Source organism: Oerskovia douganii, assembly GCF_015142735.1.
Taxonomy (GTDB): Bacteria; Actinomycetota; Actinomycetes; order Actinomycetales; family Cellulomonadaceae; genus Oerskovia; species Oerskovia douganii.
Genome location: NZ_JACSPN010000030.1, coordinates 18,546 through 33,904, shown reverse-complemented (window position 1 = coordinate 33,904; position 15,359 = coordinate 18,546). Strand labels below are relative to the sequence as shown.

Below are 15,359 nucleotides of genomic sequence, written 5' to 3'. Positions count from 1 at the left end.
CCGTTAGGGTGGTGGCACCCCGTCCCCCGCTCGTTCCGAGGAGCTTCGTGCGTCGCCAGCACCACCGGCCGTCCGTCGTCGTCGTCCTGGCGCTCGCGCTGGCCACCACGGCCTGCTCCGAGCTGCCCGAGCGCGAGGAGCCGGACGCCAACACCGAGGTCACCGTCACGGGCCTGATCGGGGAGCCTCCCGTGGTCGAGTTCGAGCAGCCGCTGAGCGTCCCCAAGGAGCGCGGCGAGGTGGTGGTCCCGGGGACCGGGGCGCAGGTCGTCGAGGGTCAGGGCGTCCTCGTGAACATGTACGCGATCGACGGGCGCGACGGGACGGTGCTCCAGAACACCTACACCGACGCCCCGCAGACGCTCGAGCTCACCGACGAGGGGACGGGGTCGCAGATCGTCGACCTCCTGGTCGGCCAGCGTGTCGGCGCGCGGCTGGTGTACCTGGAGGAGGCGAACGACGTGCCCCTGGTCCTGGTCGTCGACCTGCTCCCGACCAGGGCGTCGGGAGAGGTGATCCCTCCCGTCGCGGGGCTGCCCGTCGTGACGCTCGACGAGGAGGGGGCGCCCACGATCACGATCCCTGCCGACTCGGCCCCTCCCGGCGACCTGGTCGTGCAGCCGCTCGTGCGGGGTGGCGGCGTCCAGGTCGAGGCCGGGCAGGTCATCACGGTCCGCTTCACCGGGGTCTCGTGGTCGTCGGGCGAGGTCTTCGACTCGAACTGGACGGGGGGCACCCAGCCCGCGTCGACCATGATCGGGATCGGGCAGATCATCGAGGGCTGGGAGCAGGGTCTCCTGGAGCAGAGCGTCGGCAGCCAGGTGCTGCTGGTCGTCCCGCCCGCCCTCGCGTACGCGGGCACGGGCCGTTCCTACGCCGACGAGACGCTCGTGTACGTGGTGGACATCCTGGACGCACACTTCCCGGTGGTCGACGAGACGCCGGGCCAAGAAGGTCAGACGGAAGGTCAGTAGCTCATGTCGGTCACGGTCCGTGTCATCCCTTGCCTCGACGTCGACGCGGGGCGCGTCGTCAAGGGGGTCAACTTCGAGAACCTGCGCGACGCGGGCGACCCCGTCGAGCTCGCGGCGCGCTACGACGCAGAGGGGGCGGACGAGATCACGTTCCTCGACGTCTCGGCCTCGTCGGGGAACCGGGAGACCACGTACGACGTGGTGCGTCGGACCGCGGAGCAGGTCTTCGTGCCGCTCACGGTCGGTGGGGGCGTGCGCACGACCGACGACGTCGACAAGCTGCTGCGGGCTGGCGCGGACAAGGTCGGGGTGAACACCGCGGCGATCGCGCGCCCCGAGCTCATCGCGGAGATCGCCGACCGCTTCGGCAGCCAGGTCCTGGTGCTCTCGGTCGACGCGCGGCGCGTGAGCGGCGAGACGCGGACACCGTCGGGCTTCGAGGTCACCACGCACGGCGGGCGCCGGGGGACCGGGATCGACGCGGTCGAGTGGGCCGTGCGCGCGGCCGAGCTGGGCGCGGGCGAGATCCTGCTGAACTCGATGGACGCCGACGGCACCACGGCCGGGTTCGACCTGGACATGTTCGGCGCGGTGCGCTCGCAGGTGCAGGTCCCGCTCATCGCGAGCGGGGGAGCGGGCACGTCGGAGCACTTCGTCGAGGCGGCCCGCGCCGGCGCGGACGCGGTCCTGGCCGCGAGCGTGTTCCACTTCCGGACGCTGACGATCGGCGACGTCAAGGAGCACATGCGCGAGGCGGGTCTGCCGGTCCGCTGACGGGCGGTGCCGCCGTCGGGCAGCCCTGCCCGACGGCGGCACGCCACTCAGCGAGGTCCGGGCACCACCGCGTCGAGCGCGTCGCGGTCGGCGGCAGCGCCCTGGAGCGTCACCCCGGCGTGCCGGCCGCGCCCGAACGCGTGGAGGACGAGCTCGGGGACCGGGCCCGTCACGACGACCGTCCCACCGAGGCGCCCGTCCGGCGTCGGGCGGCTCGGCGGTGCCTTGACCGCGGCACGCCGTCCGCCGGGCACGACCAGGACGACGCCCACCGGGGCCTTGCGGTAGAAGGCGCGCGCCGCGAGGCGCAGCTGGTTCCAGAGCGCGTCCTGCAGCGCGGGCGGCAGGTCGCGGGCACGCACGTCGGCCCCTGCGCCCGCAGTGCCCGCAGTGCCCGCTGCGCCCGCCGTGCCCGCTCCGACCCCGGTGGACCCGTCACCCCGGGAGGCTCCCGGGCCCGCGACCCAGGTGCCGCGCCGCACGTCCTCGGTGTGCACGAAGTACTCGGTGAGGTTGACCACGTCCCCGGCCCACGACCACGGGCTCCAGGCCGCAGGCTGCTCCTCGACCCGGGCCAGGAGCGCGGCGTAGCCGCCGGGTTCGAGCGCGGTCGCGGCCAGGTCCTGCAGCGCGCCCTCGGACCAGTCGTGCAGGGGGCCGCCGTTGGCGCCCGCCTGCGTCCAGGGACGGTGCTCGCGCAGGATCATGTGCGCCGCGAGGTGGCGTGTGCGCCACCCCTCGCAGAGGGTCGGGGCGTCGGGGCCGGCCTGCGTGAGGGCGTGGACGAGCGCGGCTCGCTCGTGGGGGTGCCGGGTGGTGGGCTGCATCCGGCCATGCTCGCACGGGTGGGCGGTGTCCCGTGTGAGAAGATCGTGCCCACCCCACGAAAGACGAGGATCGTCCGTGTCCGCGCGCCGGAGCACCCCCACGAACACCCCGCCCCGGACCCAGGACGCGCCCGTCGGCGACGTGCCGGGTCCTCAGGCCGCTGCCCACCCGCACCCCCGCCCGGCGTCCACGACGCCACGACCCACCGCGCCCGCGGCGCGCCGCGAGCGGCACGCGCTGACCGGTTCGCGCACGCGCCGCTCGCTCCAGCTCATGGGGCGCGGCATGCGTGCGGAGTGGCGCATCTACGTCCTGGCGATCGGGGCGTCGGCGCTGTTCGGCGCGACGACCGTGGGCATCAGCCTCGCGGTCGGCCGCGTCACGGACGAGGTCGTGGTCCCGGCGCTCGCGGGCGACGCGGACGCGCGGGCGGACCTCTGGGTCGCGGGGCTCGTGCTCGTCGGCATCGCCGTGACGCTCGCGCTGACGGTCGCCGCGCGCCGGATCTTCGCGGGCTACGGGTACGCGAACATCCAGGCACGCCACCGCACCGCGGTCACGCACCAGTACCTGCGCCTGCCCATGTCCTGGCACCGCGCCCACCCGGCCGGCCAGCTCCTGTCGAACGCGAGCTCCGACGTGGAGGCCGCGACCGGGGTGTTCAACCCGCTGCCCTTCGCCCTGGGCGTGGTCGTCATGATCGGCGTGTCCGCGGTCATGCTGTTCCGCATCGACGTGTGGCTCGCGTGCGCCGCGCTCGTCGTGATCCCGCTCGCGGTCGCGGTCAACGTCGTCTTCCAGCGGTACATGTCGCCCGCGATCACGCGCGCGCAGCAGCTGCGCGCCGAGGTCGCGGACGTCGCGCACGAGAGCTTCGAGGCCGCGCTGCTGGTCAAGTCGCTCGGTACCGAGGCGCGGGAGGAGAGCCGGTTCGCGGCCCGGACCGACGAGCTGCGCGCGGCCAACGTCCGGGTGGGCGTGGTCCGGGCGTTCTTCGACCCGGTCATCGAGCTGCTGCCCTCGCTCGGCACGCTCCTGGTCCTCGGCGTGGGGGCCGCCCGGGTGTCGGCGGGCGCGGTCGACACCGGTGAGGTCGTGACGGCCGCGTACCTCCTGACGATCATGGCGGTCCCCGTGCGTGCGTTCGGCTGGGTCCTGGGCGAGCTGCCGCGTGCCCTGGTCGGGTACGAGCGCATCGCGAGCGTGCTCGACGCCCCGGGCATCCCGGCGGCGGGCGACCGCCCCCTGCCCGCCGCGACGGGCGGCGCCGCGGTGCGGTTCGAGGGCGTGGGCGTGGACGTCCGTGCGGGCGGGCGCGACGTGACCCTGCTCGACGACGTCGAGCTCGACCTGGCGCCGGGGCGCACGGTCGCGGTCGTCGGGCCGACGGGGGCGGGCAAGACCACTCTCGTCTCGCTCCTGGCGCGGCTGTCCGACCCGACGCGCGGCCGGGTGCTGATCGACGGCGTGGACGTGCGCGAGGTGCTCGCGTCCGACCTCACGGGCCAGGTCGCGCTCGTCGCGCAGTCGACGTTCATCTTCGAGGACACGGTCCGCTCCAACGTGACGCTGGCCGACGCGGGCGTCGGCCCCACGGACGAGCAGGTGTGGGACGCGCTGCGCCTGGCAAAGGTCGACGACGTCGTCTCCCGCCTGCCGGGAGGGCTCGACTCGCCCCTGGGCGAGCGCGGCTCGAACCTGTCCGGCGGGCAACGCCAGCGGCTCACGATCGCCCGCGCCCTCGTGCGCTCCCCGCGGCTGCTGGTCCTCGACGACGCGACCTCCGCCGTCGACCCGCGCGTGGAGCAGCAGATCCTGGCGGGCCTGCGCGGCGAGGGCCCCACGGCCCCGAGCGCACGCCCGACGACGGACCACCCCACGGTCGTCATGGTCGCCTACCGCATGTCGAGCGTCGCGCTCGCGGACCAGGTGGTCCACGTCGAGTCGGGGCGCGTGGTCGACGTCGGGACCCATGCCGAGCTCCTCGAGCGCGACCCCGGCTACCGGGACCTCGCCACGGCCTACCAGCGCGAGGCCGAGCGGCGCGCGCAGGCCGCGGAGCTCGACGGCGGTGAGGTCGAGCGCGAGGACGTCGAACGGTACGAGCAGGAGGAGGCCGACGAGATCGTGCGCGAGACCGAGGAAGGGACGGTGACCGAGTGAGCACCACGAGCGCCACCCCCGTGACGGGGACGGGCGAGCCCCGTGGGCGTCGCCGGCGCCGAGCGGCGTCGCCCGAGGTCGTCGTCGAGGACGCGACCGGCGCCCGCATCGCCTCGGCGAGCACGCTCGGTGTCTTCGCGACCCTGCGCAAGGGCGTGCAGATGTCCCCCGAGATCGTCCAGGGGATCTGGGTCACGCTGCTCCTGGCGGTCGTGGCCGCGCTGGGTCGCATCGTCGTGCCGATCGCGGTCCAGCAGACGGTCGACACCGGCATCATGGCGCCCGGCGGCCCCGACACGAGCCGCGTGACGCTGCTCGTCGGCGCCGCGGCCCTGGTCCTGGTGGTCGCGGGCCTGTGCTCGGCGCTGGTCAACGTGCGCCTCTTCCGGTCGACCGAGGCCGGGCTCGCGAGCCTGCGCGTGCGCGCTTTCCGCCACGTGCACGACCTCTCGGTCCTCACGCAGAGCACCGAGCGCCGCGGAGCCCTCGTCTCGCGCGTCACGAGCGACGTCGACACCATCTCGCTGTTCGTCCAGTGGGGCGGCATCATGCTGCTCGTCTCGGTGCTGCAGATCGGCGCCGCCACGATCCTCATGGCGTTCTACTCGTGGCAGCTCACGCTGCTCGTCTGGGCGTGCTTCGTCCCGCTCTTCCTGATCCTGCGGCCCGCCCAGAAGCACGTCAACGCGGCGTACACCGCGCTGCGCGAGCGCGTGGGCGCGATGCTGGGCGCGATCTCGGAGTCGGTCGTGGGTGCGGAGACCATCCGCGCCTACGGCGTGGGGGAGCGCACGGGGCGCCGGATCGACGCGGCCGTCGAGAGCACGCGCACGGGCATGGTCCGGGCGCAGAAGCTCGTCTCGACGGTCTTCTCGAGCGGCGTCCTCGTGGCGAACCTGGTCCTGGCGGCCGTGGTCGTCGTGGGCACGCTGCTCGGCATCGACGGGACCATCACGGCGGGCAAGCTCCTCGCGTTCCTCTTCCTGGTCCAGCTCTTCACGGGGCCCGTGCAGATGGCGACCGAGATCCTCAACGAGCTGCAGAACGCCGTCGCGGGCTGGCGCCGCGTCCTCGCGGTCGTCGAGACCCCGATCCAGGTCGTCGACAAGGGCCACCAGGGCGTGCGCTCGCCGCGCGGCCCGGCCCGCGTGACGCTCGAGGACGTCCGGTTCGCGTACCCCGACGGACCCGAGGTGCTGCACGGCGTGGACCTCGACTTCCCGGCCCGGACCTCGGTCGCGGTGGTCGGTGCCACGGGCTCGGGCAAGACCACGATCGCCAAGCTCGTCACGCGCCTCATGGACCCCACCTCGGGCGCGGTCCGGCTCGACGGGGTGGACCTGCGCGACCTGTCGGCCGCGAGCCTGCGCGAGCGCGTGGTCCTCGTCCCGCAGGAGGGGTTCCTGTTCGACGGGACGCTCGCCGAGAACATCGCGTACGGCGTGCGGGACCCCGCGAGCGGCGCTGCGGGGGAGACCCCGGGGCAGACCGCGGCCCGGCACGCCGACCGCATCGACGCCGCGGTCGCCGAGCTCGGCCTGACCGACTGGGTCGCGGACCTGCCGGACGGGCTGGGCTCCGCCGTCGGGCAGCGCGGCGAGGCCCTGTCCGCCGGGGAGCGCCAGCTCGTCGCGATCACGCGCGCCTACCTCGCGGGCGCCGACCTCCTCGTGCTCGACGAGGCGACCTCGGCCGTGGACCCCGCGACCGAGGTACGCATCGCGCGCGCCCTCGACTCGTTGACCGCGGGCCGCAGCACCATCACGATCGCGCACCGCCTGTCGACCGCGGAGTCCGCCGACCTCGTGGTCGTGGTCGACGCGGGGCACGTCGTGGAGGTCGGGCCGCACGCCGAGCTCGCGGCCGCGGGGGGCGTCTACGCGTCGATGCACGCGTCCTGGGTCGCGCAGACCCGATGAGCCCCGCACGGCACGACGAGGCGCCAGCGCCCGGGAACGACGACCGACGGGCCGCAGGACGGACCGCGGACCCGCGCGCGCCGAGGATCTGGCAGGATTCTCGGGTGCCCCGGAACACCGCCCCGTCAGACCAGCCCGACGCCGCAGCCACGATCCTGCCCGCGGACCTCGCCGCGCGGCTCAAGCGCGACGCGGACGGGCTGGTCGCCGCGATCGTCCAGCAGCACGACACGGGCGAGGTGCTCATGCTCGGCTGGATGGACGACGAGGCGCTGCGCCGCACGCTGACGACGGGCCGCGTCACGTTCTGGTCGCGCTCGCGGCAGGAGTACTGGCGCAAGGGCGACACGTCGGGCCACGCGCAGTGGGTCAAGTCCGTCCAGATCGACTGCGACGGCGACGCGCTGCTCGTCCGTGCCGACCAGGTCGGCGCGGCGTGCCACACGGGTACCCGGACCTGCTTCGAGGCGGGCGGGGACCTGGGCGCCGTCGTCGGGAACCGCCCCCAGACCGAGACCTCCGAGGAGAAGACGCAGTGACCGGACCGTCCCCCGTGACCAGCACGCCCGTCCCCGTGGTGCCCGCAGCGGGCCTCCCGTGGGGCGAGACCTGGCCCACGGTCGAGGGCTTCCGTGCGCTCGCGGCCTCGCGCCGCGTGGTCCCGGTGGTCCGTCGTCTCCTGGCCGACGACGTCACGCCCGTGGGCCTGTACCGCACCCTCGCGCAGGGGCGCCCGGGCACGTTCGTCCTGGAGTCCGCCGAGGTCGACGGATCCTGGGCCCGCTACTCGTTCGTGGGCGTCGCGTCGCGCGCGACGCTGACCGCGCGCGACGGCCAGGCCGTGTGGACGGGCGACGTCCCTGCGGGCGTCCCCACCACGGGGGACGTCGTCGACGTGCTCGAGCGCACCCTCGACGCCCTGAGCACGCCCGCGATCGACGGTCTGCCGCCCCTCACGGGCGGGCTCGCGGGCGCCCTGGGCTGGGACGTCGTCCGCCACTGGGAGCCGACGCTGCCGGCGCACGCGCCCGACGAGCTGGGGGTCCCCGAGGTCACGCTGTGCCTCGCGACGGACCTCGCGGTCGTGGACCACCGCGAGGGCAGCGTGTGGCTCGTGGCCAACGCGATCAACTTCGACGACACCGACGAGCGCGTCGACGAGGCCTATGCCGACGCCGTGGCGCGCCTCGACCGCATGCAGGGCGAGCTCGTGGCCGGGACGGGAGGCGGCTCCTCCGCGTCGGTCGTCGTGGACGTCGCCGAGCCCGAGCTCGAGTTCCGCTCGACGCGCGAGGAGTTCGAGGACGCCGTGCTCGCGGGCAAGGACGCGATCCGTGACGGGGAGGTCTTCCAGATCGTGATCTCCCAGCGGCTCGACCTCGACTGCCCCGCGCCGCCGCTCGACGTCTACCGGGCCCTGCGGACCATCAACCCGAGCCCGTACATGTACTACTTCCAGCTCACCGACGCCGACGGCTCGGACTTCGCCGTGGTCGGCTCGAGCCCCGAGACGCTCGTCAAGGTCGACGACGGGCACGTGGTCACGTTCCCGATCGCCGGGTCACGTCCGCGCGGCGCGACTCCCGAGGACGACGTCGCCCTGGGGGAGGAGCTGCTGGCCGACCCCAAGGAGCGGGCCGAGCACATCATGCTCGTGGACCTCTCGCGCAACGACCTCGTGAAGGTGTGCGAGCCCTCGTCGGTCGAGGTCGTCGAGTTCATGGCCACCAAGCGGTTCAGCCACATCATGCACCTGTGCTCGACCGTCGTCGGGACCCTGCGCCCCGGGGCGCGGGCCCTCGACGTGCTCCGTGCGACGTTCCCCGCGGGCACGCTCTCCGGTGCGCCCAAGCCGCGCGCTATCGCCCTGATCGACGAGCTCGAGCCCGCCTCGCGCGGCATCTACGGCGGGACCGTCGGCTACTTCGACTTCGACGGCAACATGGACATGGCCATCGCGATCCGCACGGCCCTCATCCGCGACGGACGCGCGAGCGTCCAGGCGGGCGGCGGGATCGTCGCCGACTCGGTCCCGGCTCTCGAGTACGAGGAGTCGCGCAACAAGGCCGCGGCCGCCGTGCGCGCCGTGCAGCTCGCGGCCCGGCTGCGGAGCCTGTCGTGACCGGCGCCGGCCCCTCGGGGGGCGACGCCGGGGCACCGGGGGCGGCGCCCGCCCCTCGCGCGCCGCGCTCGTGGCGCCTCGCGCGCCGCAGCGCGATCCTGCTGCTGCTCGTGCTGGGGGCCGGCGCCCTCGCGGCGGCCGCGCCCACCTGGCTGCGCACGTCCGGATCGACGGCGCTCGACGCCGAGGTCCTGGTCCAGGTCACCGGGACGTCGGCCGCGCCGGGCGTCGGCGCGGGCGCGCTGGTCGTCGTGGCCAGCGCCCTGGCCCTCGGCCTGGTCGGTCGGATCGGCCGGTGGCTCGTCCTGGCCGTGACCGTCGCGAGCGGCGTCGTCGTCGCCGCGTCGGCCGCCGCGATCCTGCGCGACCCGACGCAGGCCGCCCGGACCGCGGTCGCCGAGGCGACCGGCGTACCCGACATGACGAGCGGCATCACGCTCACGCCCTGGCCGTACGTCGCGTGCGCGGTGGGCGTGCTCGTGGTCGTCGCGGCCCTCTGGACGGGCGTGTCCTCGCCGTCGTGGGCCCGCGTCTCGGCGCGCCACGAGATCGTCCGGCCCGACGCCGCGTCGACGACGGGCCCGACCACCAGCGGGGCCGGGTCGACCGGCCGCCCGACCGGTGCGGGCGACGCCCGCGGGGGCGTCACGTCCCCGACGGGCACCGACGGCGGCGCGGACGACGGCCCTGACGAGCAGGAGACCTGGGACTCGCTGACCCGCGGCGAGGACCCCACCGATCGCTGAGCATCACGCCCTGCCAGCAGGAACAGACCGACCCGCGTCCGATAGGCTGGGCGCACATCTTGACGAAAGGCACACCCCCATGGCCGAGAAGCCGCAGACCACCGAGATCTCCTACCTGCCGCCGTCGGCACCTCCCACGAACCACGGGCACACCGTCGCGGCCTGGTTCACCATGATCGGCATCATCGTCGGCGCGATCGTCGCGGGCGTCGCCGTGGCCCTCCCGCTCGTCTGGCTCTTCTGGGTCGGCATGGGCATCGTCGTCCTGGCTCTGATCGGCGGCGCGGTGCTGCGCAACATGGGGTACGGCCAGCCGAAGCCCGGGGTCACGCCCCGGACCTCGACGCAGCACTGACCTCTTCCGGACGAGAGTCCGCACGTGCCTCCACGCGCCGCGCACCTTCCCGGGTGCGTGGCGCGTGTCGTACCACCGGCAGCAGCCAGGCGTCGCACGGCCCGCTGACGGCTCCTCGTAGAGAGCAGGACCGATCATGAGCTACCCACCCACCCCGCCGAACGACCCCTACCGCCCCGAGGGCGAGCCTGCGGGGACCCCGGGCGAGCAGCCTGGTGGCGAGCCCGCTCAGGCTCAGCCGCCCGTCCCCGACCAGGCGCCGCCCGCGGCACCGGGCTATCCCGCGTACCCCGGGACGCCGCAGCAGCCCGGCTCGCCGTACTCGGCCCCGACGGGTCAGCCCGCCTCGGGCTCCGCGCCCTACGGCGGCGAGCAGGGCGGGTACACGTCGTACCCGCCGCCCGCGCAGCCCGGCTACGGGGCCCCCGGCCAGGCACCGTACGGTGCGTCTCCCTACCCGGCGCCGGCCGCACCGGGCGGGTACGGGTACTTCCCGCGCAACGACCTGGGCGTCTGGGCCCTCGTCCTGGGGATCGCGTCGTTCGTCCTGTCGTGCGGGTTCCTCACGGGCATCCCGGCCATCATCGTCGGTACCAAGGCCAAGCGAGCGGTCGAGGCCGGCGAGGCGAACAACGGCGGGCTCGCGCAGGCGGGCGTCATCCTCGGCTGGGTCGCCTCCGCCCTGTCGGTCGTCGCGATCATCGTCTTCGTGGTCCTGCTGGTCATCGGCGTGGCCTCCGCGGAGTTCGACCCCTCCTACTACTGAGGGGCGACCTCCTGAGGAGCGAGCGGACCAGGCGAGGGGACGCCCTGATGTCGGACCCACCTGCGTCCCCCCGGGCGCCGTCCCCCGCGCAGCAGCCGGGGGAGCCGTCGTCGACCCCTGCCGTGCCGGACCCGCCCGGGTGGCGTGCGCTGCGCGCGCCGCTCGCGGTGGGGGCGGGCGTGGCCGGGGCCACGCTCGTGCTCGCGCTCGTGGACCCGCACGAGGGCGGCTACCCGCTGTGCCCCCTCCTCGCGCTCACGGGGTGGGCCTGCCCGGCCTGCGGCGGGCTGCGCGCGACCCACGACCTCGCGACGGGCGACCTGGCCGGCGCGTGGGCCATGAACCCCCTGTGGGTGCTCGTCGTCCCCGTCCTCGTCCTGGCCTGGGCGCTGTGGGTCCGACGGTCGTGGCGGGGCACCCGGGCCCGGCCCGTGCCCGTGTGGGTCGGCATCCTCGGTCTGGTGGTCCTGATCGGCTTCGGGATCGCACGGAACGTCCCGGCCCTGGTGCCGTTCCTGGGGCCCTCGTGACCGCGCCGCGCGGCCCCGGGGCACGTCTCGCGAGATGACACGTGTCCCTGGTCACTCCCGGGCGGCCCTACGATGGCAGGTATCTCCCTGTCAATGGTTCGCGGACAGATGCTGCCGGTGACTCGTCACGGTCCCCGCAGACGGCCCCGCGGACCGCACGTGGCACGGAGTCGACGACGAGCACGGGGAGAGGGCACATGACGGTTCTGGAGGACATCGTCGCGGGAGTCCGCGAGGACCTGGCGGAGCGCCAGGCGAGGACCACCCTGGACGAGCTGAAGGAACGCGCCTCGCGCGTCCACGGAGCGCTCGACTGCATCAGCCGGCTCAAGGCGGAGGACGCCGTCGCGGTGATCGCCGAGGTCAAGCGGTCCAGCCCCAGCAAGGGGGACCTGGCGGCGATCACCGACCCCGCCTCGCTCGCCTCGGAGTACGAGAAGGGCGGCGCCGCCGTGATCTCGGTCCTGACCGAGCAGCGGCGGTTCAACGGGAGCCTCGCGGACCTCGACGCGGTGCGCGGCAAGGTCGACATCCCTGTCCTGCGCAAGGACTTCGTCGTCACGCCGTACCAGGTCTGGGAGGCCCGCGCGCACGGTGCGGACCTGGTCCTGCTCATCGTCGCGGCGCTCGAGCAGACGGTCCTGACCTCCCTCGTCGAGCGCGTCCACTCGCTCGGCATGACGGCTCTCGTCGAGGTCCACACGCTCGAGGAGGTCAGCCGTGCGATCGACGCCGGTGCGCGCGTGATCGGCGTCAACGCGCGCGATCTCAAGACGCTCGAGGTCGACCGCACGACGTTCGCGAGGCTCGCGCCCGCGATCCCCGACGAGTACGTCCGGATCGCCGAGTCCGGCGTGCGCGGTCCGCACGACGTCATGGACTACGCCCGCTCGGGCGCGCACGGGGTGCTCGTGGGCGAGGCCCTCGTCACCGACGCCGCCCCGCGCGCGTCGGTCGCCGACCTGGTCGCGGCCGGTTCGCACCCCTCGCTCTGGTCCGTCCGCCGCTGAGCCCAGCCCCCGACACCCCGCACATCCCGTACCGAGGAGGTCAGGCCGCGTGCCCGACGCATCATCTTCCCTGCAGAACCAGCAGGGCCCCTACTTCGGGGACTTCGGTGGACGCTTCGTCCCGGAGGCCCTGATCGCCGCGCTCGACGAGCTCGAGTCCGAGTACCGCAAGGCCGTCGACGACCCGACGTTCCAGCAGGAGCTCGCCCGCCTTCACCGCGAGTACACGGGGCGCCCCAACCCGCTCACCGAGGTGCCTCGCTTCGCCGAGCACGCCGGCGGCGCCCGGGTCTTCCTCAAGCGCGAGGACCTCAACCACACCGGGTCGCACAAGATCAACAACGTCCTCGGCCAGGCGCTGCTCGTCAAGCGCATGGGCAAGAAGCGTGTGATCGCGGAGACCGGTGCGGGCCAGCACGGGGTCGCGACCGCGACGGCCGCAGCGCTCATGGACCTCGAGTGCGTCGTCTACATGGGCGAGGAGGACACCGAGCGTCAGGCGCTGAACGTGGCGCGCATGCGCCTGCTCGGCGCGACCGTCGTCCCCGTCACGATCGGGTCGCGCACCCTCAAGGACGCGATCAACGAGGCGCTTCGCGACTGGGTCGCCAACGTCGACACCACGCACTACCTCCTGGGGACGGTCACCGGTCCGCACCCCTTCCCGGAGATGGTCCGCGACTTCCACCGCATCATCGGCGAGGAGGCGCGCGCCCAGATCCTCGACCGCATCGGCCGCCTGCCCGACGCGCTCGCGGCGTGCGTGGGAGGCGGCTCGAACGCGATGGGCCTGTTCAACGCGTTCCTCGACGACCAGGACGTCGCGCTCTACGGCTTCGAGGCCGGGGGAGAGGGGGTCCCGACGGGCAGGCACGCTGCCCGCTTCAGCGGCGGCGCCCCGGGCGTCCTGCACGGCGCGAGGTCCTACCTCATGCAGGACGAGGACGGCCAGACCCTGCCCAGCCACTCGATCTCCGCGGGCCTCGACTACCCGAGCGTCGGTCCGGCGCACTCCTGGCTGCACGACCTGGGCCGGGCGACGTACGAGCCCGTGACCGACGTCGAGGCCATGGAGGCCTTCCGCCTCCTGTGCCGCACCGAGGGCATCATCCCCGCGATCGAGTCGGCGCACGCGCTGGCCGGTGCGCTCCGGATCGGGCGCGAGGCGCGGGCCGCGGGCAAGGAGGACACCGTGATCCTGGTGAACCTCTCGGGCCGCGGGGACAAGGACGTCGCGACCGCGGCGCGGTGGTTCGACCTGATCGACGCGGACACCGTGGTCGACGGCGAAGGGAGCAGCTTGTGAGCGGGATCGTCGGGGGCGTGCGCGCCCCCCGCGGGACGGCGGGACGCCTCGAGGAGGTGGCCGCCGAGGGGCGCGCCGCGCTCATCGGCTACCTGCCCGTCGGCTACCCGAGCGTCGAGGGCACCGTGCAGGCCGCGACGGCTCTCGTCGAGACCGGGGTCGACATCATCGAGCTGGGCCTGCCCTACACCGACCCCGTCATGGACGGTCCCGTCATCCAGCGAGCCGTCGAGCACTCGCTCGCCGCCGGCACGCGGGTGCGCGACGTCGTCACCGCGGTCGAGGCCGTGGCCGCGCTCGGCGTCCCGGTCCTCGTGATGACCTACTGGAACCCCGTGCTGCGCTACGGCGTCGAGGCGTTCGCGCGCGACCTGGCCGCTGCCGGAGGGGCCGGGCTCATCACGGCCGACCTCATCCCCGACGAGGCCGGCGAGTGGATCTCCGCGGCGGACGCGCACGACCTGGACAAGGTCTTCCTCGTCGCGCCGAGCTCGACCCCCGAGCGCCTGCGCCTGACGGCCGCCGCCTCGCGCGGCTTCGTGTACGCCGCCTCGACCATGGGCGTCACGGGCATCCGCGCCGAGGTCGGCAGCAAGGCCGAGGAGCTGGTCGCCGCGACCCGCGCCGCGGGCGCCGAGCACGTGTGCGTGGGCCTGGGCGTCTCGACGAGCGCCCAGGCGGCCCAGGTCGCCCGCTACGCCGACGGCGTCATCGTCGGCTCGGCCTTCGTCCGCCCGCTCCTCGGCGACGCGCCGTGGGAGGACCGCCTCGAGAACCTGCGTGCGGTCGCGCGCGACCTCGCCGAGGGCGTCCGCACGGCGCGCGCGCCCGAGTCGGCCTCGGGGCAGGTGACGGCATGAACGGGCTGATCGCCGCCGTCGGGCCCGTGGTCGCCTCGATCCCCAGCCCGTCCCAGCACACCTGGAGCATCGGCCCCTTCCCGCTGCGCGCCTACGCGCTCGCGATCCTCGCGGGCATCGCGGTCGCGGTGTGGCTCACCCGCAAGCGCTGGGTCGAGCGCGGCGGCGACCCCGACGACGTCCTGGAGATCGCCTTCTGGGCCGTGCCGTTCGGGATCGTGGGCGGGCGCATCTATCACGTGATCTCCTCGCCCGACGCGTACTGGGGCCCCGACGGCGACCCCGTCAAGGCCCTGCGCATCTGGGACGGCGGGCTCGGGATCTGGGGCGCGATCGCCCTGGGAGCCGTGGGCGCCTACATCGGGTGCCGCCGCCAGAAGGTCAGCTTCCCGGCCTTCGCGGACGCCCTCGCCCCGGGGCTCCTGCTGGCACAGGCGATCGGGCGCCTCGGCAACTGGTTCAACCAGGAGCTGTTCGGCAGCGCCACGACCCTGCCGTGGGGGCTGGAGATCAGCGACCGGTACCTTCCGAGCGGCTACGAGTCCGGGACGCTGTTCCACCCGACGTTCCTCTACGAGATGCTCTGGAACGTCGCGGCGGCCTTCCTCCTCATCTACCTCGACCGTCGCTTCAGGCTGGGTCACGGTCGGGTATTCTGGCTGTACGTTCTCTTCTACACGCTTGGTCGTGTGTGGATCGAGATGCTGCGCATCGACGACGCCGAGCTGGTGCTCGGTCTCCGGCTGAACGTCTGGACCTCCATCCTGGTCGGCGTCGGTGCGTTGATAGCGTTTATCGTTGTCGGGCGCCGCCATCCGGGGCGCGAGGAGACAGTATCGCTCGGTGCTGCGGAGCCCGAGCAGGCAGATGCTGCCAGACCCGAACCAGGTCGCTGAGGCATCCGTCTTTTCATAGGCGAACCCGCTGGACAACCGTCGAGCAGGTTCGATCATGTCCGTTGGGCCGATGAAGTCCCACAATCCCCCAAGTTGGATCAAAGCCCGGC

General features: G+C 73.9%; 15 protein-coding genes. 14 read left to right on the top strand and 1 reads right to left on the bottom strand.

Annotation, left to right across the window (positions count from 1 at the left end; translation table 11 throughout):
- Window positions 1–47 precede the first annotated feature (47 nt).
- Complete coding sequence (locus tag H9623_RS17175) at window positions 48–974, top strand: FKBP-type peptidyl-prolyl cis-trans isomerase (protein WP_193721235.1); 927 nt, start codon at window positions 48–50, stop codon at window positions 972–974.
- Between the two features lie 3 nt (window positions 975–977).
- Window positions 978–1,748: an imidazole glycerol phosphate synthase subunit HisF gene (gene hisF, locus H9623_RS17170; RefSeq protein ID WP_193721234.1), complete on the top strand. Its 771-nt coding sequence runs from the start codon at window positions 978–980 to the stop codon at window positions 1,746–1,748.
- Between the two features lie 47 nt (window positions 1,749–1,795).
- Here hisF and H9623_RS17165 read toward each other — a convergent pair whose 3' ends face one another.
- Window positions 1,796–2,575, bottom strand: coding sequence for a TIGR03085 family metal-binding protein (locus H9623_RS17165; RefSeq protein WP_193721233.1), 780 nt, complete (start codon window positions 2,573–2,575; stop codon window positions 1,796–1,798).
- A 274-nt stretch (window positions 2,576–2,849) separates the two neighbouring features.
- Here H9623_RS17165 and H9623_RS17160 point away from each other — a divergent pair, with 274 nt between their 5' ends.
- From H9623_RS17160 to lgt, 12 genes are all read left to right on the top strand, one after another.
- Window positions 2,850–4,739 (top strand): ABC transporter ATP-binding protein, encoded by a 1,890-nt coding sequence (locus tag H9623_RS17160; RefSeq protein ID WP_193721248.1) that lies wholly within the window; start codon window positions 2,850–2,852, stop codon window positions 4,737–4,739.
- A gap of 107 nt (window positions 4,740–4,846) precedes the next feature.
- Complete coding sequence (locus H9623_RS17155) at window positions 4,847–6,658, top strand: ABC transporter ATP-binding protein (protein WP_321575513.1); 1,812 nt, start codon at window positions 4,847–4,849, stop codon at window positions 6,656–6,658.
- Window positions 6,659–6,762: 104 nt separating this feature from the next.
- On the top strand, window positions 6,763–7,197 hold the full coding sequence (gene hisI / locus H9623_RS17150; RefSeq protein WP_407671980.1) for a phosphoribosyl-AMP cyclohydrolase: 435 nt from the start codon (window positions 6,763–6,765) through the stop codon (window positions 7,195–7,197).
- Window positions 7,194–8,780, top strand: coding sequence for an anthranilate synthase component I (locus H9623_RS17145; RefSeq protein WP_321575510.1), 1,587 nt, complete (start codon window positions 7,194–7,196; stop codon window positions 8,778–8,780). Before hisI ends, H9623_RS17145 begins: the two co-directional genes overlap by 4 nt.
- Window positions 8,777–9,526, top strand: coding sequence for a Trp biosynthesis-associated membrane protein (locus H9623_RS17140; protein ID WP_193721231.1), 750 nt, complete (start codon window positions 8,777–8,779; stop codon window positions 9,524–9,526). The genes H9623_RS17145 and H9623_RS17140 overlap by 4 nt, the downstream gene beginning before the upstream one ends.
- Window positions 9,527–9,605: 79 nt before the next feature.
- Complete coding sequence (locus H9623_RS17135) at window positions 9,606–9,881, top strand: HGxxPAAW family protein (RefSeq protein ID WP_193721230.1); 276 nt, start codon at window positions 9,606–9,608, stop codon at window positions 9,879–9,881.
- Window positions 9,882–10,017: 136 nt separating this feature from the next.
- Complete coding sequence (locus H9623_RS17130; RefSeq protein WP_193721229.1) at window positions 10,018–10,647, top strand: DUF4190 domain-containing protein; 630 nt, start codon at window positions 10,018–10,020, stop codon at window positions 10,645–10,647.
- A 47-nt stretch (window positions 10,648–10,694) separates the two neighbouring features.
- Entirely contained in the window at window positions 10,695–11,177 is a 483-nt protein-coding gene (locus H9623_RS17125; protein WP_193721228.1) for a DUF2752 domain-containing protein, read from the top strand.
- A gap of 197 nt (window positions 11,178–11,374) precedes the next feature.
- Window positions 11,375–12,187 (top strand): indole-3-glycerol phosphate synthase TrpC, encoded by an 813-nt coding sequence (gene trpC / locus H9623_RS17120; protein WP_193721227.1) that lies wholly within the window; start codon window positions 11,375–11,377, stop codon window positions 12,185–12,187.
- Window positions 12,188–12,236: 49 nt separating this feature from the next.
- Window positions 12,237–13,493, top strand: a complete 1,257-nt coding sequence (gene trpB, locus H9623_RS17115; protein WP_193721226.1) for a tryptophan synthase subunit beta — start codon at window positions 12,237–12,239, stop codon at window positions 13,491–13,493.
- A 17-nt stretch (window positions 13,494–13,510) separates the two neighbouring features.
- Window positions 13,511–14,353, top strand: a complete 843-nt coding sequence (trpA, locus tag H9623_RS17110; RefSeq protein ID WP_193721225.1) for a tryptophan synthase subunit alpha — start codon at window positions 13,511–13,513, stop codon at window positions 14,351–14,353.
- Complete coding sequence (gene lgt / locus H9623_RS17105) at window positions 14,350–15,249, top strand: prolipoprotein diacylglyceryl transferase (RefSeq protein WP_193721224.1); 900 nt, start codon at window positions 14,350–14,352, stop codon at window positions 15,247–15,249. Before trpA ends, lgt begins: the two co-directional genes overlap by 4 nt.
- Window positions 15,250–15,359 lie beyond the last annotated feature (110 nt).